This is a genomic window from Photobacterium sp. GB-56, from assembly GCF_003026105.1.
GTDB lineage: Bacteria > Pseudomonadota > Gammaproteobacteria > Enterobacterales > Vibrionaceae > Photobacterium.
Genome location: NZ_PYNW01000003.1, coordinates 76,255 through 95,531, shown reverse-complemented (window position 1 = coordinate 95,531; position 19,277 = coordinate 76,255). Strand labels below are relative to the sequence as shown.

4 protein-coding genes are annotated in these 19,277 nt (G+C 38.1%); all 4 read right to left on the bottom strand.

What is annotated here, in order from left to right:
• Nucleotides 1-11: 11 nt before the first annotated feature.
• The 4 genes from C9J42_RS05000 to C9J42_RS04985 all read right to left on the bottom strand — a co-directional run bounded on the left by C9J42_RS05000 (nt 12) and on the right by C9J42_RS04985 (nt 18,379).
• Nucleotides 12-6,653 (bottom strand): DUF11 domain-containing protein, encoded by a 6,642-nt coding sequence (locus tag C9J42_RS05000; RefSeq protein ID WP_107206756.1) that lies wholly within the window; start codon nt 6,651-6,653, stop codon nt 12-14.
• A gap of 99 nt (nt 6,654-6,752) precedes the next feature.
• Nucleotides 6,753-10,112, bottom strand: coding sequence for a hypothetical protein (locus C9J42_RS04995; RefSeq protein ID WP_233217690.1), 3,360 nt, complete (start codon nt 10,110-10,112; stop codon nt 6,753-6,755).
• Nucleotides 10,113-10,192: 80 nt separating this feature from the next.
• Nucleotides 10,193-10,669: a hypothetical protein gene (locus tag C9J42_RS04990; RefSeq protein ID WP_107206757.1), complete on the bottom strand. Its 477-nt coding sequence runs from the start codon at nt 10,667-10,669 to the stop codon at nt 10,193-10,195.
• Between the two features lie 243 nt (nt 10,670-10,912).
• Complete coding sequence (locus C9J42_RS04985) at nt 10,913-18,379, bottom strand: GEVED domain-containing protein (protein ID WP_369917487.1); 7,467 nt, start codon at nt 18,377-18,379, stop codon at nt 10,913-10,915.
• Nucleotides 18,380-19,277 lie beyond the last annotated feature (898 nt).

Sequence of the window (19,277 nt, the reverse complement as noted above, 5' to 3'; positions counted from 1 at the left end):
GTATTACCTCATTATTCACTTAGCCAACCAAACAGACTCTCATCAAGAGCGAACATAATATCGAAATAAAATCCATCTAAGTTATAACCCTGAGGGTCTAAGTCACTATCAGCAAATCCCATAAAATTATATCCAACGCCAAGACGAATATTTCTATAAATTATATAATTTGCTCCTATACCAACTGAATAACGTCGACTATCAAACCAGTCAGTTCCTAATATTCCGCCATGAACATCGAAATCCCAACGTGTACTAAAGTTATAAATTAATCTCGCATCAAGTATGGTGGATACAGAGTTATAATAATCATCGTAATATGAAAAATCTTCTAATTTAACTCCCAACCTACCAGATAATATCCAATCATTTGACCACTCAAGATTTTGATGAGCAGAAAAGATATGGGCTTCTCTTTTGTTTTCATTATCCTCAACTTTCCATTCATAGGATGTTAGAAGGTGATAATTATTCTTTAATCTTGGTCTGTAAGCAGCAGCGATACTTAAATGGTTATCCCAAGTATTCTTTGTCTCTTTTTTATCTACGTATCGATACTCTTCCCTTACTAAACCGCTCCAATCCTGATTTAAGCGTGTGATCCACGCACCAAGGAAACCGTAATAGTTTTCCTGATCACCACGTCTAAATTCCATTCTCCCTGTTGTTTTAAAATTAGGGTTACGTATATCAGCTACCCCCAAAGAAACGGCAAAACCTGACTCTTTATCCCCTTTTAAAACCTCTACATACTCAACAGATGGGTCAACGCTGATACCTGGAATAACTTCAAACTGTCCACGGTAACCGTTAGCCAGTTCCATCATTTTTCCGTTGCTAACGCCACGTTGCCTAAATTCGTTAAATGTACTGCCTCCATGCAGCCAATCTATATCAATACCAGCTGTAAACTGACTTGTTGTTCCACTACCTAAATTATTAATACCCGTTAGTGAATCAATGTATTCATATTGACTATAAACGCTTGCCTGTTTGTGTAATTGCCAATCTGCTTTTATATTAAAACGCTGTTTGCTCTTATGACCGAAGCTTCGTTCATATTCAGAATCAATACGACCGGGCTTATTAAATAAATCAAATGTTCGACCTAATCCTAAAATAGCCGTTGTATAACTTTCCGTTTGTTCTTCTGTTTTATTTTTTATATATCGACTACCTAATGTCGTTGTCCACTTAGAACCCAAAATTTTTGAATCGATATTTACTGCCACAGACTGTTGATAATCTTTAGTCGATAATTTTTCTGAGTGGCTAGCATTAATATTTAAATTCATTAATCCAGATAATTTTTGTCTATGAAGTAATTTAAACTCCTGCCTTCCAGCTACTACTGGTGCTGCAGAATTAGAGAAATCATCATCTGCATATGAGTATTCTAATTCAGAGAAACTGCCAGGGCTCCAATCGCGTTTTAATTTTAATTTATAAGCCATTGCATTTGAGACTTTTTTAGTCTCATCGATTGATGATATTGAACCAAGCATTTCATCCTCAGACAGCCTATCGTGTGATAAGGATGCGACGGATGCTTTGATCTCAGTTTTATTATTTATATTATAATTTACCCAAATACCTCCTAAGTGATAACCAGTAGAATCACTGCTGTTATATTCATAACTAAAGCCCGAATCAAAGTATGAATTAAACTTATAAAACCCGCGCGTACCAGCGACTTCATACTTTTCCCCGTCACCATCTAAATCATAAGCAATACGAATTTTAACTGGATTAAAATCCTCATCAAACATCGGGATGACCCTATTGAATCTGATAGCACCTGTAAAATAATCAATTGTGTAATCAAAATAACGTTTGAGAGATGTCTCTTTTATTATAAGACCCGGGTTATCTCTACTGTAAGTAATAAGGGAAACAATGTCAGAGTGACGAACTAATCGACCATCAGTTAAGGTATAATCCATTGCTGTACCATTACCGGGTACTTCCTCGACCTTATGCAAATCTTCTGCTTGTGAGGCATATAATTGAAGGCGAACGGGACCTTTATCAAATACGCCACTAAAACCATTAAGTATTTGGCTTGTTCTGGCTAAATCATATTCATATACACCGTCAGATGTACTGAAGTCACCCCACATTGCATAACTGCGATCTCTTTCGAGTTTAACGAATAATTTTGAATCACTTCTTGCATCATAACCCCTGATACTTGCGTCACCGGGAGCAGGATAGTAACTATCAGGTGAAATTTCTCTTTGTAACGCTACATCTTCTTTTGCCGAGTCATAGCTTAATGTTAAGTGTAAATCTCCTTTAATATTACCTTTCATGAAAATAGCGGCTCTTTCATCGTCAGAATAATGTTGATTTTCAAAACCCTCTTTTTGTGAAGACGGTACTAAACCTGAAAATTTACCATATTTACCAGTATAACTAAGTATACCGTTAACAAATAAAGGTCGACTTGCTGCGACTTGATAAATATCTACAACATCTTCAAGCGCATTGAGCTCTGCTTTAACTTTTATTTTTCCTGATTCGTTACTACTACGCAGATAGATCGTTTTTACCCCATTAATTACTCGAACCTGATGACCATTAATAGACGCTTGGATATCTGGTTCTAACCAAGGCAATCCCATATCATTATTTAACGTTACAAAGTAAATACCCCGCGCTAAATTTCCAAACTCATCGGTTAATTTTAATGTTATTGGTATTGCAGATCGTCCACCATCAGCCTGTAATGATGTTTCATCTAAAATTAATTCTATATTTTTCGCTGATTTAGGGTGACGAAATTCCTTTTCTAACAATATCCTTTCATTACCAAAACTATCCATTGTTTTTATTTGGGCAAGGTTTGTTCCATCAGTAAGTTCTACCCCATACCAAGCTAATATTTGGGCCCTTTCCTTTTTATTGATAATACGTTCACCAAGTTGGGTGTCATCAACTAGATCACCATTAATGTATAAGCTAGGGTTAACATCACCTCTAATTACAACAATAAAACGACCATCATAACTATATTCGCCTTTTGGCCAATACCATGTACCTTCTTTTGCTTCAGACTGAGTAATCGTTTTTACTTCTTCCTGAGGTAGAGGTACTTTATCTTCTATAAGATTATCAATGTTTAATTTATCGTCATCTAAAATACGATCATATAATGTTTCTTTTGGTTTATTCTCAATATTATTTTCAATCAACTTTTGGCGTAAATTAATTAAATTTTCTTGATTGTGACTAAAACCAATTCTTACTCCAACAACATCATTAGAGACTGGATAAATATATGATTTCTTTTTTATATTACGTGGCAGTTTATTGATGAAATTTTCAGCTTCTATCTGATTGCCTTCAAATGTTTGCAGGGCATAACCTTTAAATGAAGACAATTTTGATACACTCTCGTTTTTATTATCACCCTTATTTTTAGGCCCACTGACAACACCAGATACTAAATCTGACGTGTTTACCTTTTTCGACGTTGTCTTTTTATTACCATTACTTTTTATTTGTTCTTCAAATAACCAGTCGCCATTAATATTTTCATTTCGCTTCTTAAGTTCCTCATAAATTTCTTCTTGATTATCTGTAGGGCATGGGCTAACAAAATCTGCCTTGTGCATTTCACCCCCCATGAGATCAATGAATTGAGAAAATGGTACTCCAGCATTTCTACTTCCATTTACTGATAGTTCAATATCATCTGGTAATGTTTCTCTATCAACTTTTAGTACGTGATTTCCGGGGTTAATACCAAACATTGAATACTGACCATTTTCATCTGTGATAACATAATCACCCGTTTCTAAATATATTTTTACTCCACCAATCGGCCAGATATCACTTTTCATTAACTTATTACATTTGGCATTAATAAATACACGACCAAAAATGATACCACTGTCGGACATCACGCCTGTTTGAGAAGGGATGATCTGATAATTATCGACATTTGATGTGATTAGTCCTCCACCAGCCATCGAAGAGGCTTCGGCATAGGCGTAATTAATTCCATCAGAATCAATCGCACCTGCAGATAACTGTAAGACGTAATCAAGCGTATATACACCATAAGTAGGCTCAAAGTTTACCCCTTTGAGCTCTCCAATAGAGAATGTGTAAGTGTCTTTATTTTCATTCGCTATTGGATCATCTATCTTAACCTCGTTTAAACGAGCACTGCCTTCTATATATTTAAATCCATAAGGAATCTTATCAATAATTTTAGCATTATAGAGTGAGCCGTCAGGTAAGGTATTATTTACTATTATTGTATATTTAACAAAGCTACCAACTTCAGCTGTTTTTTTATCTGCCGTTTTACTTAACGTTAATTTTCTATCGACAATTCCTGGATCAATCGGAATATCGAATTGATTTACTAATGTACGACCTCTAATTTCAAAGATACCTGAATCAGCAATATTTTCATTACCAAAAGGACCATAAGACTCAGGCTTAACATTAAAAATATTAAATGTATTAATATCTGTATAATTAGAAGGCCACGTAAATCCTGTAGGAGGATCCACAGAAATAAAATAATATTCATTATCGGACTTAGTTAATTTAGGATATAATGCAATACCATTTTCATTCGTCCTCACTGACGCAATAGGAGCCTTATAATTATCAACATTAGGCGCTCTTACTTTAGCATCAGGGGCGGAACCATTTGTTGTTTGATAAAAATGTACATCTACATTTTCTACAGGTTTAAATGTCGTTGTATCAAACACAGTGAACTCTGGGCTTATTTTAGCGGTGGTATCCAAAATAATTTTTGCAGAGCCACGACGCATAACATCTAAGTAAAGTACGTCATCCGTTTCTGATTTAATTTCACAATTTTCCGCCGTAGTCCCCTGAAGAAAATCTGCGTTAAAATTAACCAATGCTGTTATTCCTGACACTAAGTCTGAGAGCGCCGAAAAACCAGAACCAGCTCCTGAAGGAACCACACTACTATTGACATCATCCAGGCAGTGATCTTGTTTAACACGAAGAAAATCTTCATCAATTAACGATGCATGAAGCGGTATAATACTTCTAAATATGCCTGTATTGGCACCTGTTTCAGCAAACATCCAATGAAAAGAATCTTTACCTTTTTCAGTTCTTACCATGATTGGATAGTGAGAACTTTCTGGACCAATAATATCGATAACCGAACGATGCATATTGGCTTCTACTAATTCAATACGCGCACTAATTGCATCAAGCTTTACATGAAATTCTTCCGTTTCTTTAACAAAATAAAAATCGTTATCAATATAGTGATCATCATCAGAGTGTCTCACTAAAACATTTTGACTCGCTGCAAACAATTCAGGGTTAAACAATTGAAATCTAATCACTTGATTATTATCAGGGTCATTCGAAAATGAAGAGCTATCATCAAACAAGGTATTACAAACTTTACTGCTTTGAGTCACAATGTTTTCAGAATCAGAGATCTCAGCTTCTGCTCTAGAGTAAACTTGAAGAGGGCTCAAATCACCACGTGGTAAAATAGTATTCGCTTCTAGATAGTAGCTAAAGTGTCCCGACTGCCCAGGTTTAAGGTGATCTGGTGATACAAGAAAACCTATCTTTTCTACATTACCGTCACCATCCCAAGTACCGTAATCATGCCAGTCTAAGGTTTCATTTTCTTGTTCTAGTAAGAACGTATTATTAATCCCAACAACGACAAGTCCTCCATTAAACACGCCGTTTGAATTAGGCATAGTGAAATTAATAGGTGCATGATCTCTTAGTGGAGTCCCGTCATCATTAAGTTTATCTTGCTTTAACCGAACATTGGCGGGAAGTGTTACCGTAATTAATACACCGGTCACATATGATGAAAGTAATTGACCCGCTTCATTTTTGGTAAAAACGAGATAACCGTCAGAGGATACATCAGGTAATTTATTCCCAATACTATTATAATGAACGATATATTCCATATCGCCAAGTGGACCAACATGTTGAGAACAAATAGGATTATTATGAATAGTTAGATTAATTACTGAACCATCTACAACAACAACCTTTATATTACTAAACTCTGATTTATTATTATTACCAAGTGAAACAATATTACCACTTAAGTTATAAAAATCTCCTTCGACAGCATGACTTGGAATCGATATTACGTAAAGTAACGCTGTTATTTCATCAACACCAAGAATAGACGTTATATAATTGCCATCACTGTCTTTTTTTAATTCATTTTCGCCAGCATCAAGAATACCATTGCCATCAAAGTCATTATATATTTTAACTTCACCTGAATTAAATGAGTATATATCGCCATTATCTCCTGGAGAGTTAATTACATTAACCTTATAACTATCTTTTGTATTACTGGTATTTCTAATCGTAATAGGTATATTAATCGTTGTTCCTGCTGCTGCTAACCTTTGGCTATTTTCATCTTCAACATCACTAAAGTCAGTTATTAATTCGAAATCATAAACACGCGCAACAGTAATTGTCGAAAAATTAGAAATAACCGAAATGTTTGTTCCAGATTCTGGATCAAAATATGTTATCTGCGATTGATGCGTGATTCTTGTCCCTGCAGGAGTAAGAGCAGAGACATAGAAACTATTGCAACATAGAATGAAGATAACTAATAACTTAAAAATAGTTACCACATAATAGGATGCCATTGCGATCTCCAAGGGAAAAAGAAAAGGGCTTATTAAACGAATTAGCAATACGCTTAATAAGCCCCCCTACAATTGTAGGGAGGACTTTATTAATGTGATTTAATCAACGGTTACTGAGAAGTGACTGATAACTTTATCACCAGGCTCAAGTGTTCCGATGGTGTAAGTAACACCAGAACCACTAACTCCTTGAGTTATGGTACCTGCTGTATGGCTTGTAGCATCAGGGTTACATAGAGGACCTAAGTTATCTGACGTTAATGAATATGTACCAGCACCAAATAACACAGGAGTAGTTATTGAGTTACGACATGACTTAAGCTCACCAACATTTGCACCTGTGAGATCGAGGAACGTGGTGTATTCGGTTAACTCGTCCGTTACAACTACATTAAGTGCATCATCTGTACCTTCATTCACTGCAACAAGCTTCCAAATAATACATTGACCAGGCTCGACAAGCGTAGAATGTCTTTGTTGGAATCCACCATCGCTATCTGGAATCGAGTCGCAATTTGCGTCAAGATCTACATATTTGTACAAGCGTAGCTGACCTGCAATAACTTCTGAGTTATCTTCAGCCTGTGCGGTAATAGTTGGAGCAGAAACGACGACAGCAGTAAGTGTTGTCTTATTCACAGTACCCGCAGTTGCATTAGTTGGGGCAAATACCGTATTCAATAGAGGAATACTTTCACCCGGTTCTAACTGGATATTTGGCTGTAAATCAGTACCGTCACTTGCGTCACATTGCACTTCAACAGCGATTGGAGCACCACCATCCATTGGCACAACATTAATGGTTCTATCACCTGTATCACACAAGTTACCAATCTCAATAGGTTGGCCCGTATCGTTATCTAATATAGTTAACGTATTATCAAAGCCATCTGCTGCTTTATCGTTAGCAGAATCTAATGTGATGTATTCTCTTGTGTTACCAGTGTTAGATAGGAAGTGTTCATATGCAATACCACCACCAGCTTCAATTTGGTTTGACAGTGTAGTAGGCGTGTAATCAATGCTCGCAATCGTACGAATATCAATTGCTTCTACTTTAATGTCTGTCGCACCAGAACCTGCTGAGGTTACTTGGATATAAATAATGTAATCATTATCGCCATCACTATTTGCATCTATTGCACTTGCTTGCTCACCAGCAGCAAACGGTAACGCGGAATCATTTGCTTGTGCACGAGCATAGATTGGATCCAGTGGAACGGTTATTTCTGCCGTTAATACTTGTGTGCCATTGGCTGGAATAGGAGGTGTGGTCGTAATGACAGTATTAGTACCAAGAACATCTACAGTACCATCTGAATCGGTATCGATACCTGCATCTTTAAACACAATAGTCCAGTTTGTTGGCATATCCGCAAGCCAAGCTGTACCAGCTACGTCATAACTACCGCCAGTGGTTAGTGTGAATGAATCAGGACTGCCTCCTTCGTTCGTAATATATACTGTCGTTGTCAACGTTTGACCAAGTTCTGCATCATTAAATACAGTGGCGATATCAGCAGGATCTAATGTGCCATCTGTTACATCGACAGGATCCACATTGGTTGTAGGATTTGGCGTAATTTGTTGGTTTGCCACATCAACCGTTGGTGGTGATACCGTAGTCAAACTTTCAGTTTTCGATGCTGAAATTGTTGGATCATTTGTAGACGTAATGGTTGTTGTTGCATTAAATGGTGCAGTTGAATTATGAGCATCTGGTGGTAAGCGAACAACAACACGTATTAGCATTTCATTACAGTTCAACGTTATTCCATCTTCAGTTCTTGCTGCATCGGCAAGTAAACCTGAATTTAAACACGTTGCGGATGGGACAGGTCCAGTATCAGGAATACTATTGCTGTTGTTATCGACTAACTGAGCAGTACCTGTTGCATTCCAATAACTAAACGTTGTGCCAGCAGGGAAACTGTTACCTGGGTCACCTGGTGCTGGTGTGGTAACATCGAACATATCAATTTTGTTACCGTTGTTCGCCACTTTGTTATAAAGGAAGAACTCGCTGCCAGTCGGTGCTGTCGTGATAGTTTGAGTATCATCAACAGTGTTATCGTCATCACCACCTAAACCACTTGTACTTGTTGTCCCCGTATCGGACACATCAACACCTGTGGTTGTTTCTGTGACGACTTCTGTTGGATTTGAAGTACTTGGTGGAGGACTTGTTGGATCAGCACACTCACCTGTATCTACTGTATCACCATCACCGTTTAAATCTGAACAGGCATATGCACTGTTTCGAACGACCACATCACCATCAACTATCGCTGGTGAATAAGCAACATAGAAGGTCATTGACACAGAGGTGAAAGAGGGTAATTCGGCATCGACAGCGTATAAACCCGGAATATTATCATCTATTGCATCACCATCAGAGTTGACATCAGTACCGCCTGCAATAAGGCTCTCACCACTTGCCTCTGTTGAACCATCTTGGTCTAAGTCGACGCCATGACTCGTTTCGTCAACAATATTTGCAGCATAAGTGGTCGTTGTATCACCATATGCAGCAAAGAGACCATCAGATATCGGGTTATATTGTGTCAATGTCGCTTGGCCTTGAATAATGGCAGTATTAGCTGGCTGACCATCAAAAATAGTCACATTATCAGCGTTTGTATTACCATTGTTCGCTACCGTTACAACATACTCAATTAACTCTACTGGATGGTCAGTGGTTGCATCATTATCCAGATCCAAGCCAAATGAACTTTCTGTATAACCTAGACCCGTTAAGTGAGTTGACGCCTTATTGATATCAATTACAGCATTATTAGTTACTGTAATTACATCGGCGTTAGTACCGTTAGCAGAGTCATTATTTGTACCTACATCAGTTACAGAATCTGTAACTGGAGTACTAACTGCACCCCCAGCATTATGCGCTTCAGCCGTTAAGGTAATCCCTAAGGTATCACTCATATTCGCTGTTGCAGGTACACCCACACCAACGATCAAGTTCATTGTTTCACCAGCGAGTAATGTAATGGTATCGCCGCTTGTGAATTCTGTTTCACCTGCATCTGGTGTACCATTTGTGTTAGCGTCATCAAACAGTTTTAATGTCACTGAATCTATGGTGTCGGTACGACCATCTCCTGCAGGTAAACCATCAGCAAAGGTCAATGTATAAACATCTTGACCATTACCGGTGTTAGTCACCACGTGAGGGATGTAAATGGTAGAACCTGGAGCTGCAGATACATCGTTATCTGTTTCGATTGTTGCACTATAGATTTGTTGTACCGTTACAACTGATTCGTTCGAAGAGGCTCTGTATGTATTACCAGCGGCATCTTCATACGTTACGGTTGCTAAGTTTTTAATATCAGTTCCGGCTGCCGTGGCTGCAAGGGCTTGACTAGACAAAGCACCTGCACCTACTGATATTAAACCCGCAGCAAACCACGTCATTATGGGTTTTAGTTGCGTATTCATGTAGTATTTACCTTTTAGGTGTTAATTGATCTTCGTATTACTTAGCTAATCCCTTGCATCCGCACGGGCCTCAACTTTGATTATTTAACCTCGATACGATAGGTGTATATCTGTTGCTCTGATGCTTTAATTGGACTTTCAGGAATCCAACGCACATCGGTATATTTCTCTGGTGGTATAATGACCTCCACTTTTTTACCATCTTTCATTATTTCGCGTTTAACGGGCTCAGTTTCGAAAGTGCTACCACCATCAATACTGACCAAGAATTTAGATGCAATAATGGTTTTACCGGTATTACCTACATATTGAGTATTTTCAGGGATTGGACCGGTAATAACTAAACCAGATAATGATTGATCACTATGATTTTTATAAACCAGTTGATATTCAACTGTATCTTTAGGTGAAACTTCATCAGCAGACTTTAATAACTCTTTACCATTTTTATCAACTTCTATTAAATAGGCATTCATTTGACTTGTTAGCGGTTGATTAGCAGAAGCAGAAAACGCAAGTGCTAAATTAAGTAAAAAAATTAATATTAAGTTTTTCATACTTACTCCATTTAAATATAAAAGACACAATGTCAGGAAAGCATCATGCTAATCGCATGCCAATAAATAAATCATTATTTTTCAGTTAATTAAATTAAAGTTAATATAATGGCTTCGCATATTGAGAATAATTACATTATTTTTATATATAAAATAACCTCCTGAAAAAAATTAATAGCTATATATAAATAATATTAGATAAACTGAATTTATTAATACCATTTTTAAGAAAAAATAATATTATTATTCAATAGAAACTTTGTATTTTAATGTGCCTATTTGTCCTGGTAATAAGTCGCCTGTAAGCGTCCACTGAATTTCACCTTGATATCCAACGGTATTAGTGCCGTGTGTTGTATTTACGACACAACTTAATTCAGAAGAAGAACAATTTACTGGTTCTGAGAGTTTCGTAAATGGTGGTGTATTCTCATAAATTACGATATCTCTTATTGGGCCTGTACCACTATTTCTATAAGTTATCTCATATTCAAGAATATCTCCGGGCTCACCATTATTAATTAATAATGGTGAGTTATCTTTCGATATATTATTAACTGTTAAAGATAAACTTAACTGACCAGAGCCTGCATACGTTATTTTAGTCGTATCTTCTACCACAACTTGTTTAGTTAATTGAGGAGAAACACCTGCTAATTCAACACTTGCATTTATTTTGTATGCATACTGAGTATTAAAATACGCATTCGCAGGAACAAAAACACGACTAATTAAACATACATCAGTCAAACCTGTATAAAGTATTGCTGAATTTAAAATAACTTTATTATCGATATTATTTATATTTCCATCACAATTTGTATCGTAATAAAGAGTAATATTCCAACCACTAGAGTCTGTGTACCTACTGTCTTTCTCAATGGTAAATGTAACATTCGCAGATGTTGCTAATTTAAAACGATGAGGGAATAAAACGGCTTTGTTTGGTTCAGTCTCTTTAAATAGATTTTCAGTCAACGATGGCATTGCGACTTTACCAAAATTTAGCCCTGCTACATCATCACCCGCAAAAGCATTCACTGACATTTGTCCATCTTGATTACTTGTACTAGTAACTTGACTTACACCTGTAATATTGGCTTCACTCACCGCAATCCATCTTGATTGAGGCACCACATTTAAAATTAAATTCTTACCTGAATAATCTACACCCAATACAAAACGGTAATATCCATCTCCGCGAGTCGTTTTGGTTGATATGATGTCACCAGTTGTAATACCTGCAACTCCACTGTCATTAAACGTTACCGTTACATCAAAATCACTGAGGCCACTTTCACCACTATCTTTAATGCCATCATGAGCCGTACCACTTGAAACACCATTATCATCAAATATGAATCCACTTAATACGATACGATTAAGTAATTCAAAGACGTGATCTTCTACTTCGCCATCATTCGCCTCTCCCGTCGGCGTATTACAATTTGATGGTGCAGAGCAGAACCTAATTCGCATCGTCGTTTCACCGCTATACCCATTAGCACTCGCGGCATCAAGATCAATAGAAACAGAATTGGCACCAGCATTAAAATAACTATCATTAACAATCTGCTCATTTGCATCGTCAAAGTCATAATCACGATTTAAGTCAACCCAAACATTCACATAGCCAGCCCCGACAAGAGGAACATCGATATTAGTTGGTGTTTCAACAATAATTGGTGAAGGAATAGAAAGCTCTTCATCATCCAATGCATGATAATTATCCCCCGTTGCCTGAGCGCTTACTTTCGCTTCAAACTCTGGATCGATATTTGTCCCTAATAAGAAGTCTCCAATACCATCAGGCACATTTGAGTTGTCTGTGTTATTTATATTATCAACGTATAAATGAGATGCGGTCGGGTATTGACTATCTCCATCACTGAAATCTTTTGACTGATAACACCCTGCAACATCAGAATTTACTTGGGAACTGGTATTCAATTCTTTTTGGAATGTCACAGCAGCGGTAGGCACATTAATTCTATAAACAGCTGATATATCTGAACTATCTATTGTATTATCATTATTCGTGTCATGATTACCACCATTGGTAAATACATACAAATTGGTCATATTATCCATCACCAACGCTTGTGTTTGTAAGTTACCACTTCCATCCACTGTCGGTGACGCCAATCCATTGAACTGTAATGAGGTTCGACTTACATCTCCTGATGTTGTTATTTGATATAAATACCCTGCCACAATATCTACGGCATAAATATGATGACGAATACTATCAACCGCAATATCATCGCCAGCAGAGATCCCTGTAATACCTCCCGTGAAGTTGAAATCAATGACTGACATCTCTTGTGTTGCAACATCGATCCTTATTATCGAGTGCCAAGCAGGGTTCCATACATATAAGTATTGGTTATCAGAAGACATCGCACCGGCAGTAGGACTAGCAAGAGCAGCTGTACTGAAAGGATTCCCTTTAGAAATAGCAACAGAGTTGCCATCAGATAGCTGAATATCAATATTGCTATCACCGTAAACATAACCTAAATCAACGACATTTGTAGCCGAGCGATCGGTAACAAAAAGATGCAACTCTTGCGTAGTCGTATTCTCAAACACGCCGTAAATGTAGCCATTGCTTGTATCAAAACCTATGGCATTAAGCCCAGAAATATTTGACTGATTAATCACCGTTAATGGTGATTCTATTGCTGTGGTATCTAAAGGATTATTAGCCAAGTTGAGTCGCTCAAAAATGTAATTTGAGCTAACAAAACGCGTTTGAAGTGCTGTGTCACAGGTACTATTACTTGATAAGGCATAAAACAGGAATCTATAGTCCTCTACTTCGCCAATATCCACAGTACTATCGATTCGATCACACGCACTTGAGTCACATACTCGAATCCTAAAGAAGGAATACCCATACGTAACATTGCTAGGAACTGAGACACTAAAGTTATTTATTCCATTATTAGCATTAGTACTGCTTATAACTTTCTCGCCAGAATCATCCCAATCACCATCACGATTAAAGTCAAACCAACCATATAGGTGAATAGGATTTGCTTGCGCCACAGTATCTGCATTGACGGTGACAGTCACATTAATGACTTCGCCAGCTGCGGCAAAAGGTACACCATCAATTTCAGAGACAGAGAAGGTGACGCCATCCTCATCATCCAAATTGGTAGCATCATCAGCAAGTGCTATAGGATTTTGATAACTGCCTAAATCTGTATCCCATTGAGCCCCTAATCGTAAATCAATTTCTCCATTATCGTCATCATCAGACTGAACATGTGCAGCGCCATTATTCGAATAAGTCGTTGTATAGTCACCGACTCCTGTTGATGCAGAAATATCCGGAGCGTCACCAAGATCGGGGCCCAACACAACTGGAGCTTTAGTAAAGCATGCTTTTTGTAGGTTCCATGCCGCTCCCGTACTACCAGAGAATCCGAATCGCACTTTATCTTGATTATTAAAGTGACTGACAAAATCAAAAGTAACGTTTCCTATCTCAACACCATCTAAATAATACCGGAAGTTATTCGTTGCAGGATCCCAATAAAACTGTGTGATGTGGTATCTGCCATCTTCTAGTTCACCGGTTAATGCTCCAGTCGCAGTAGGGCCACCAACCGCAACAGGATCCATCAATGTAATAGCATCATTACCCGAACTTAAATCACCATTTAGATAGACCGCGGTATGATCAATATAATTTGGCGTACCGCCAGCAGTACTCAGATCGTCATTGTAGCCATTACCTGCATTATCATAAGTGTCAAATTCAAAAATAACCGATGGACTTATTGGACCATCACCTCCAGGGCCAACACCTAGTAATCCCCCCCATGAACCGACGGCGTTGAAACCACGGGAATCCGTTGTCATGATAAAAGTCATGCCATCGGCACCGGCTTCTATTGTTCCAGTACCAGCATTACAGCCGCTGTTACATGATCTGTCTCCTAGGTAAACTGCCAATTCAAAATATTGCGGAACACCAAGATCAATGAGGTCGTAACTCCACAGATAACCACGCTGACTTATTGTTTCTTCGGTAATAATGTACTCGTTAGTTGCCGCATCGAGTTTAGCGTCCCCTCTTTCTTCAACCATGGGTGCTACACATATACTAGGCTGTACTGTTGTAACTACTGTTGGAGTTTCTGTGTCGCTATCATTTGAAGAAACAGTATCTTGTATTTTCGCAGAAAGCACCTCGCCCACAAGAGAAGCTGGCGATGTTGTTTTCGTAATAAACCTTAATGTCGCATAGTCATCAAAACCGACACCAACATTACCGAGATTTAATTGTTTAGTTGATTCATCATAAATACCTGGCGCCAATTCAGTTTGGCCATCACCTTGATAAGCTTTTATGAAAATATAATCATCAGGAATTGTCATTTGTAAGATAACATCACGCACAATAAATGAACTGTGGTTTCTGACAGACACAACAAGATTAAAAGGAATACCATTAGTGACTGTTTGACCAGGATCAAGTGCCAACTCTACTTCAATATCCCCTGTAGGCATCAAAGAAATGGCATGATCTTCAACCTCACCTGAAGCAGATAATAAACCTGTTGGCATGTCACAGTCTGAGCTGGTCACACAGGTTCTTAAACGGATGAAACTATCAACAGGCTGAACATGTGCAGGAACAGGGAGCGTTAATTGCACTGAACTTGCTGATGTTGAAATGGTAGAAGTAGATAGGGTTTCGTCAGAGAAGGTACCATCACCGTCAAAATCGATCCAAGCATAGATATGGCCAGAAGACGAAGCAGGCGTAACGGGAATATTAAAGGACAATGCGTTCAATGAACTATCAGCACTAGAAGAATCAAGATACCCATAAAATGTTGGCTTTGTTAACGCATGCTCATCATCTGAACCTGCATTATCATCACCGTCTGCACTCGTCGATGCAGCAGCTTCAGTTTCATGGTCGGAACTTCCACTACCAATTTGCGGTAAACCACCATTTGTTACGTCATGCATTGGCCCACCAGAAGCAAATAATGTGGCGTAACTATCTGGTGCATCAGCAAAGTCAGTTAAGAATTGAGCATTACGGCACATTGCAGCATCACTACCTATATTAGGATTTAATGCCGCGATATTATCTTTAACTAAGTATCCTGTAATCGACGTTGCAGAAGAGCTTGAAACAGGAAAACGCCAGATTTCTTCATTATTGTGGTCATACATATAAAGTACGCCCTGTGCATCAAAGAAAAGGCCTGTGACATTGCTTGGGGTATTTGAAGTAATTAACGACGATGTAACCGTATAATTAGAGAAATTAAAGGTTAAACGGTAAGCATCGTTATTATTACCCACAGCAAAGGCAACGTTACTATTGGTTGGATGAAATGCGATATCTTGGAAATTGATCGCACTCGATAAACTAGTGGTCCCTACCACTGACAAATAATTAGCACTTTTTGAATCAACATTAATGAAGCGAACATTTGACTGATCATCGATTACAACCAATATATCATCGTCACTGATATCACCTGCAACGTAATCCCTTGCAGAATCTAACCCAACATTCACGCTGAATATTTTATAACCAACCGAATCAACCGCAACTACGTGTTGAGTCGCTATATCTATACCAAATATTCTGTTCTGTTGAACACTAAAGCCAAACGCATCGTAATCATTATTACTTGAACTTGTTGCCGTTACAGATGCAGTAACGGGATACAATTTAGCAAAATAGCTATTTGCACCTGAAGAGAAACGATATGGGTTAACAAATGCCTCTGAAGGACAAGTTGAAAAAGCATTACCTAACAATTTATCGCCAAAATTAATCTCTTGATCTGAGGTAACAGTGCCTAATTCAACTTTGTTAGGCGAGGTTGAAATAAAGCCGCTACTGTCTCCTATCTCGCTAGAAGGAGAAGGAGGACAGGCTGACGTACCACTGGATGAGGTTTCATACACATCATAATCATTACCGAATGTAATATCGAAACTGTAAAGCCCATTGGCATCGGTTGATTCGTATTGACACGTATTAGTCGTTTTATCATGTAAGGTAATCAATACATTACTGATACCTGACTCTGCCCCACCACTCGGTGATTGGTCAGAGTTAACATCACTATAAACTTTTCCAGAAACAGTTAGTTGCTCACCAATAGTAATTGGATAATCTTCTACTTCTCCGTCAGTGGCAACAAGGTGACTAGGTGTAATATTGCCTTCTGGATATTGACACTCATCTTCAACAGAGCAAACCCTAAAACGTAAATAACTTGCTCCTAAACTTACAAAACATACGATTAACTGGTCAGTTAAAGTAACTTCTCTCACTCTTGATCCAGAAGAGAAGTCTTCTGTATGACGGAACCAGTTATCACTAGTATTGAATTCACCGTCTCTGTCAAAATCTATCCATGCATTGATATACGCTGTTGATAAAAAGTCATTGTCAGCGGTGACGGTAAACGTTATATCTTGTCTTGTACATTTAGGTAAATAGAAAGGACCGGCATATCCATCATCACTGCTGTCAGTAAATGAAGTCGTTGTACCATTATCGGCGTTCCAAATACTTCCTAATTTGATGTTAACCTGACCATCACCATCACTATCCGCTTTACGGTGCATAGGAACAGGGTCGCCATCTTGTGTCCATATCGAGGCATAATCACCCTGTGTTTTGGTGTAAGTATTAGTATCTGTGGCATCACCAAAGTCATATTCACTACTTTGGATGTTCATCCTTTTATCTTCAACTTCCCCATCATCAAGGTGGCCAGTAGCATTTAAACTACCACCTGATGGACATGAATCGGTTGAACATATTCTTGAACGAATAAATACATCACCCGTCGAATTGTAAAGTGGCACTCTGTAATTAAGAAAATATTTGTTGTAAGTGTCACTTGTTGTAGGTAACGCTCTTTGTTCAGCAAAAAGGACTTCGTCAGTGTCAAATGTCCCACTTTGATCCCAATCAATCCACGTTTTCATGATATAAGCAGTGGCAGGGTGACCGGAGTTAGTATCTATACCAGCAGTAAATGTTAGCTTAATCGCATCCCCTGCATAAACATTGGTAACTTCAGGTAAAGAGTTATCCGCTAATATTTGCTGAATTGAAATGCCATCTTCGTCATCTGTACCATTAGTATCATCCGCTGTTGCTGTAGCATTTTGCAGAGTTCCGCTGTCATCATCCCAATTGGTACCAAGACGAAAATCAACCACTCCATCTACATCAGTATCTGAAATTTTATGTGAAGGGCCACCACTACCGCTTGTTGTTTGATAATTACCTGCGCCAGTACCTGCACTGGTATCAGGAGCATCACCAAAATCTAATTTAGGTCCTTCAATTGAAATTTTATAATCTTCAACCTCACCACTTAATGCTCTGCCTTTCGGTACTTGGCAATCATAGGACTCCTCACCAATAATACCTCCTAAACAATTTCTTACCCTTAAATATGTTTCACCTAATACTGCTGTTTCTGGAACTGAAACAGCAACATTAATTGTTCTAATCGCTCCTTGCCCTGATTCTGTTAGTGAATGAGATATCGTACCGTAGTTAGTTAAGTCACCAGTGAAGTCATTATTGTTATCCCAATCAATAAACAACGCCCAATCAACTTCGCTCGCAGTAAAATAATTTAGCCTGTAAGTAATAGAAACATTAATTGTCTCACCCGCAACAAAAGTTGCTGGTAATGTCACACCATCTTCATCATCATTACCACAGCCACCAAAAGAAATGCCTGTAGCCCCACCGACCACTGCAGAATTATCATCGACATCAGCATTAGCATTACCTGTCATATACTCCTCAGAGTCCCAACAAGAGCCTAAAGTAAGAGCCGGTTCAGAATAATCATTTGACATAGAGGATCTGAAATGGTGCATAGGGCCATTTGACTCATCTGCAAAGTCCGCAACATTGGCATCAAATGGGGCATCACCTAAATCAAATGGTGAGCGTAAACTAATTTTATAATCTTCAATTTCTCCAGCAGGCTGCACGCCCGTCGAAGTTAAAATTTTCTGCCCCAGTGAATCGGTTGTATAAGTACATGATGAGTCGCAAATACGGACTCTCATATAAGTTTGAAGGGTATCTACATTATGTGAGTAAAATGGAATAGTGAATGCCTGAGAAACGGTATGTGGGCTTGAAGCGCTATCTAAGTCAGCAACGAGAACCGTTGTAAAATCACCTGTTTTTGTAAAATCGATACCAACTTCTAAGTGTTTATCTGTATCGGTATTTTCAAAGTGTACATCAACATAAAAAGTATAAGTATCACCTATCCATAAAGTTTGAGACACCCCAGGGTTATCCAAAACAAGAGTGTCTCCAGTACTATGTCTGTGTATTCGAATACTGCCTTCATTTTCATCACTTGTTGTACAATTATTGAGATAGCCTAAACTCATGTCATCTGAATTAGCTAAACTATTTGGAGAAGATTCATCTTCTGCATCCCAACATGGACCAATACGTATATCCTGAACACCGTCATTATTTTCATCTTTAAATTGGTGGGCAGGACCATTTGAGGACAACATCGTTGCATAAGATGGCCATACAGTGGAATTATATTGTTGATCTGGCGCA

Bases quoted from the DNA above. Each gene is read 5' to 3' on its own strand.
- C9J42_RS05000 (WP_107206756.1), bottom strand. From the start codon at position 6,653: ATGGCATCCTATTATGTGGTAACTATTTTTAAGTTATTAGTTATCTTC.
- C9J42_RS04995 (WP_233217690.1), bottom strand. From the start codon at position 10,112: ATGAATACGCAACTAAAACCCATAATGACGTGGTTTGCTGCGGGTTTA.
- C9J42_RS04990 (WP_107206757.1), bottom strand. From the start codon at position 10,669: ATGAAAAACTTAATATTAATTTTTTTACTTAATTTAGCACTTGCGTTT.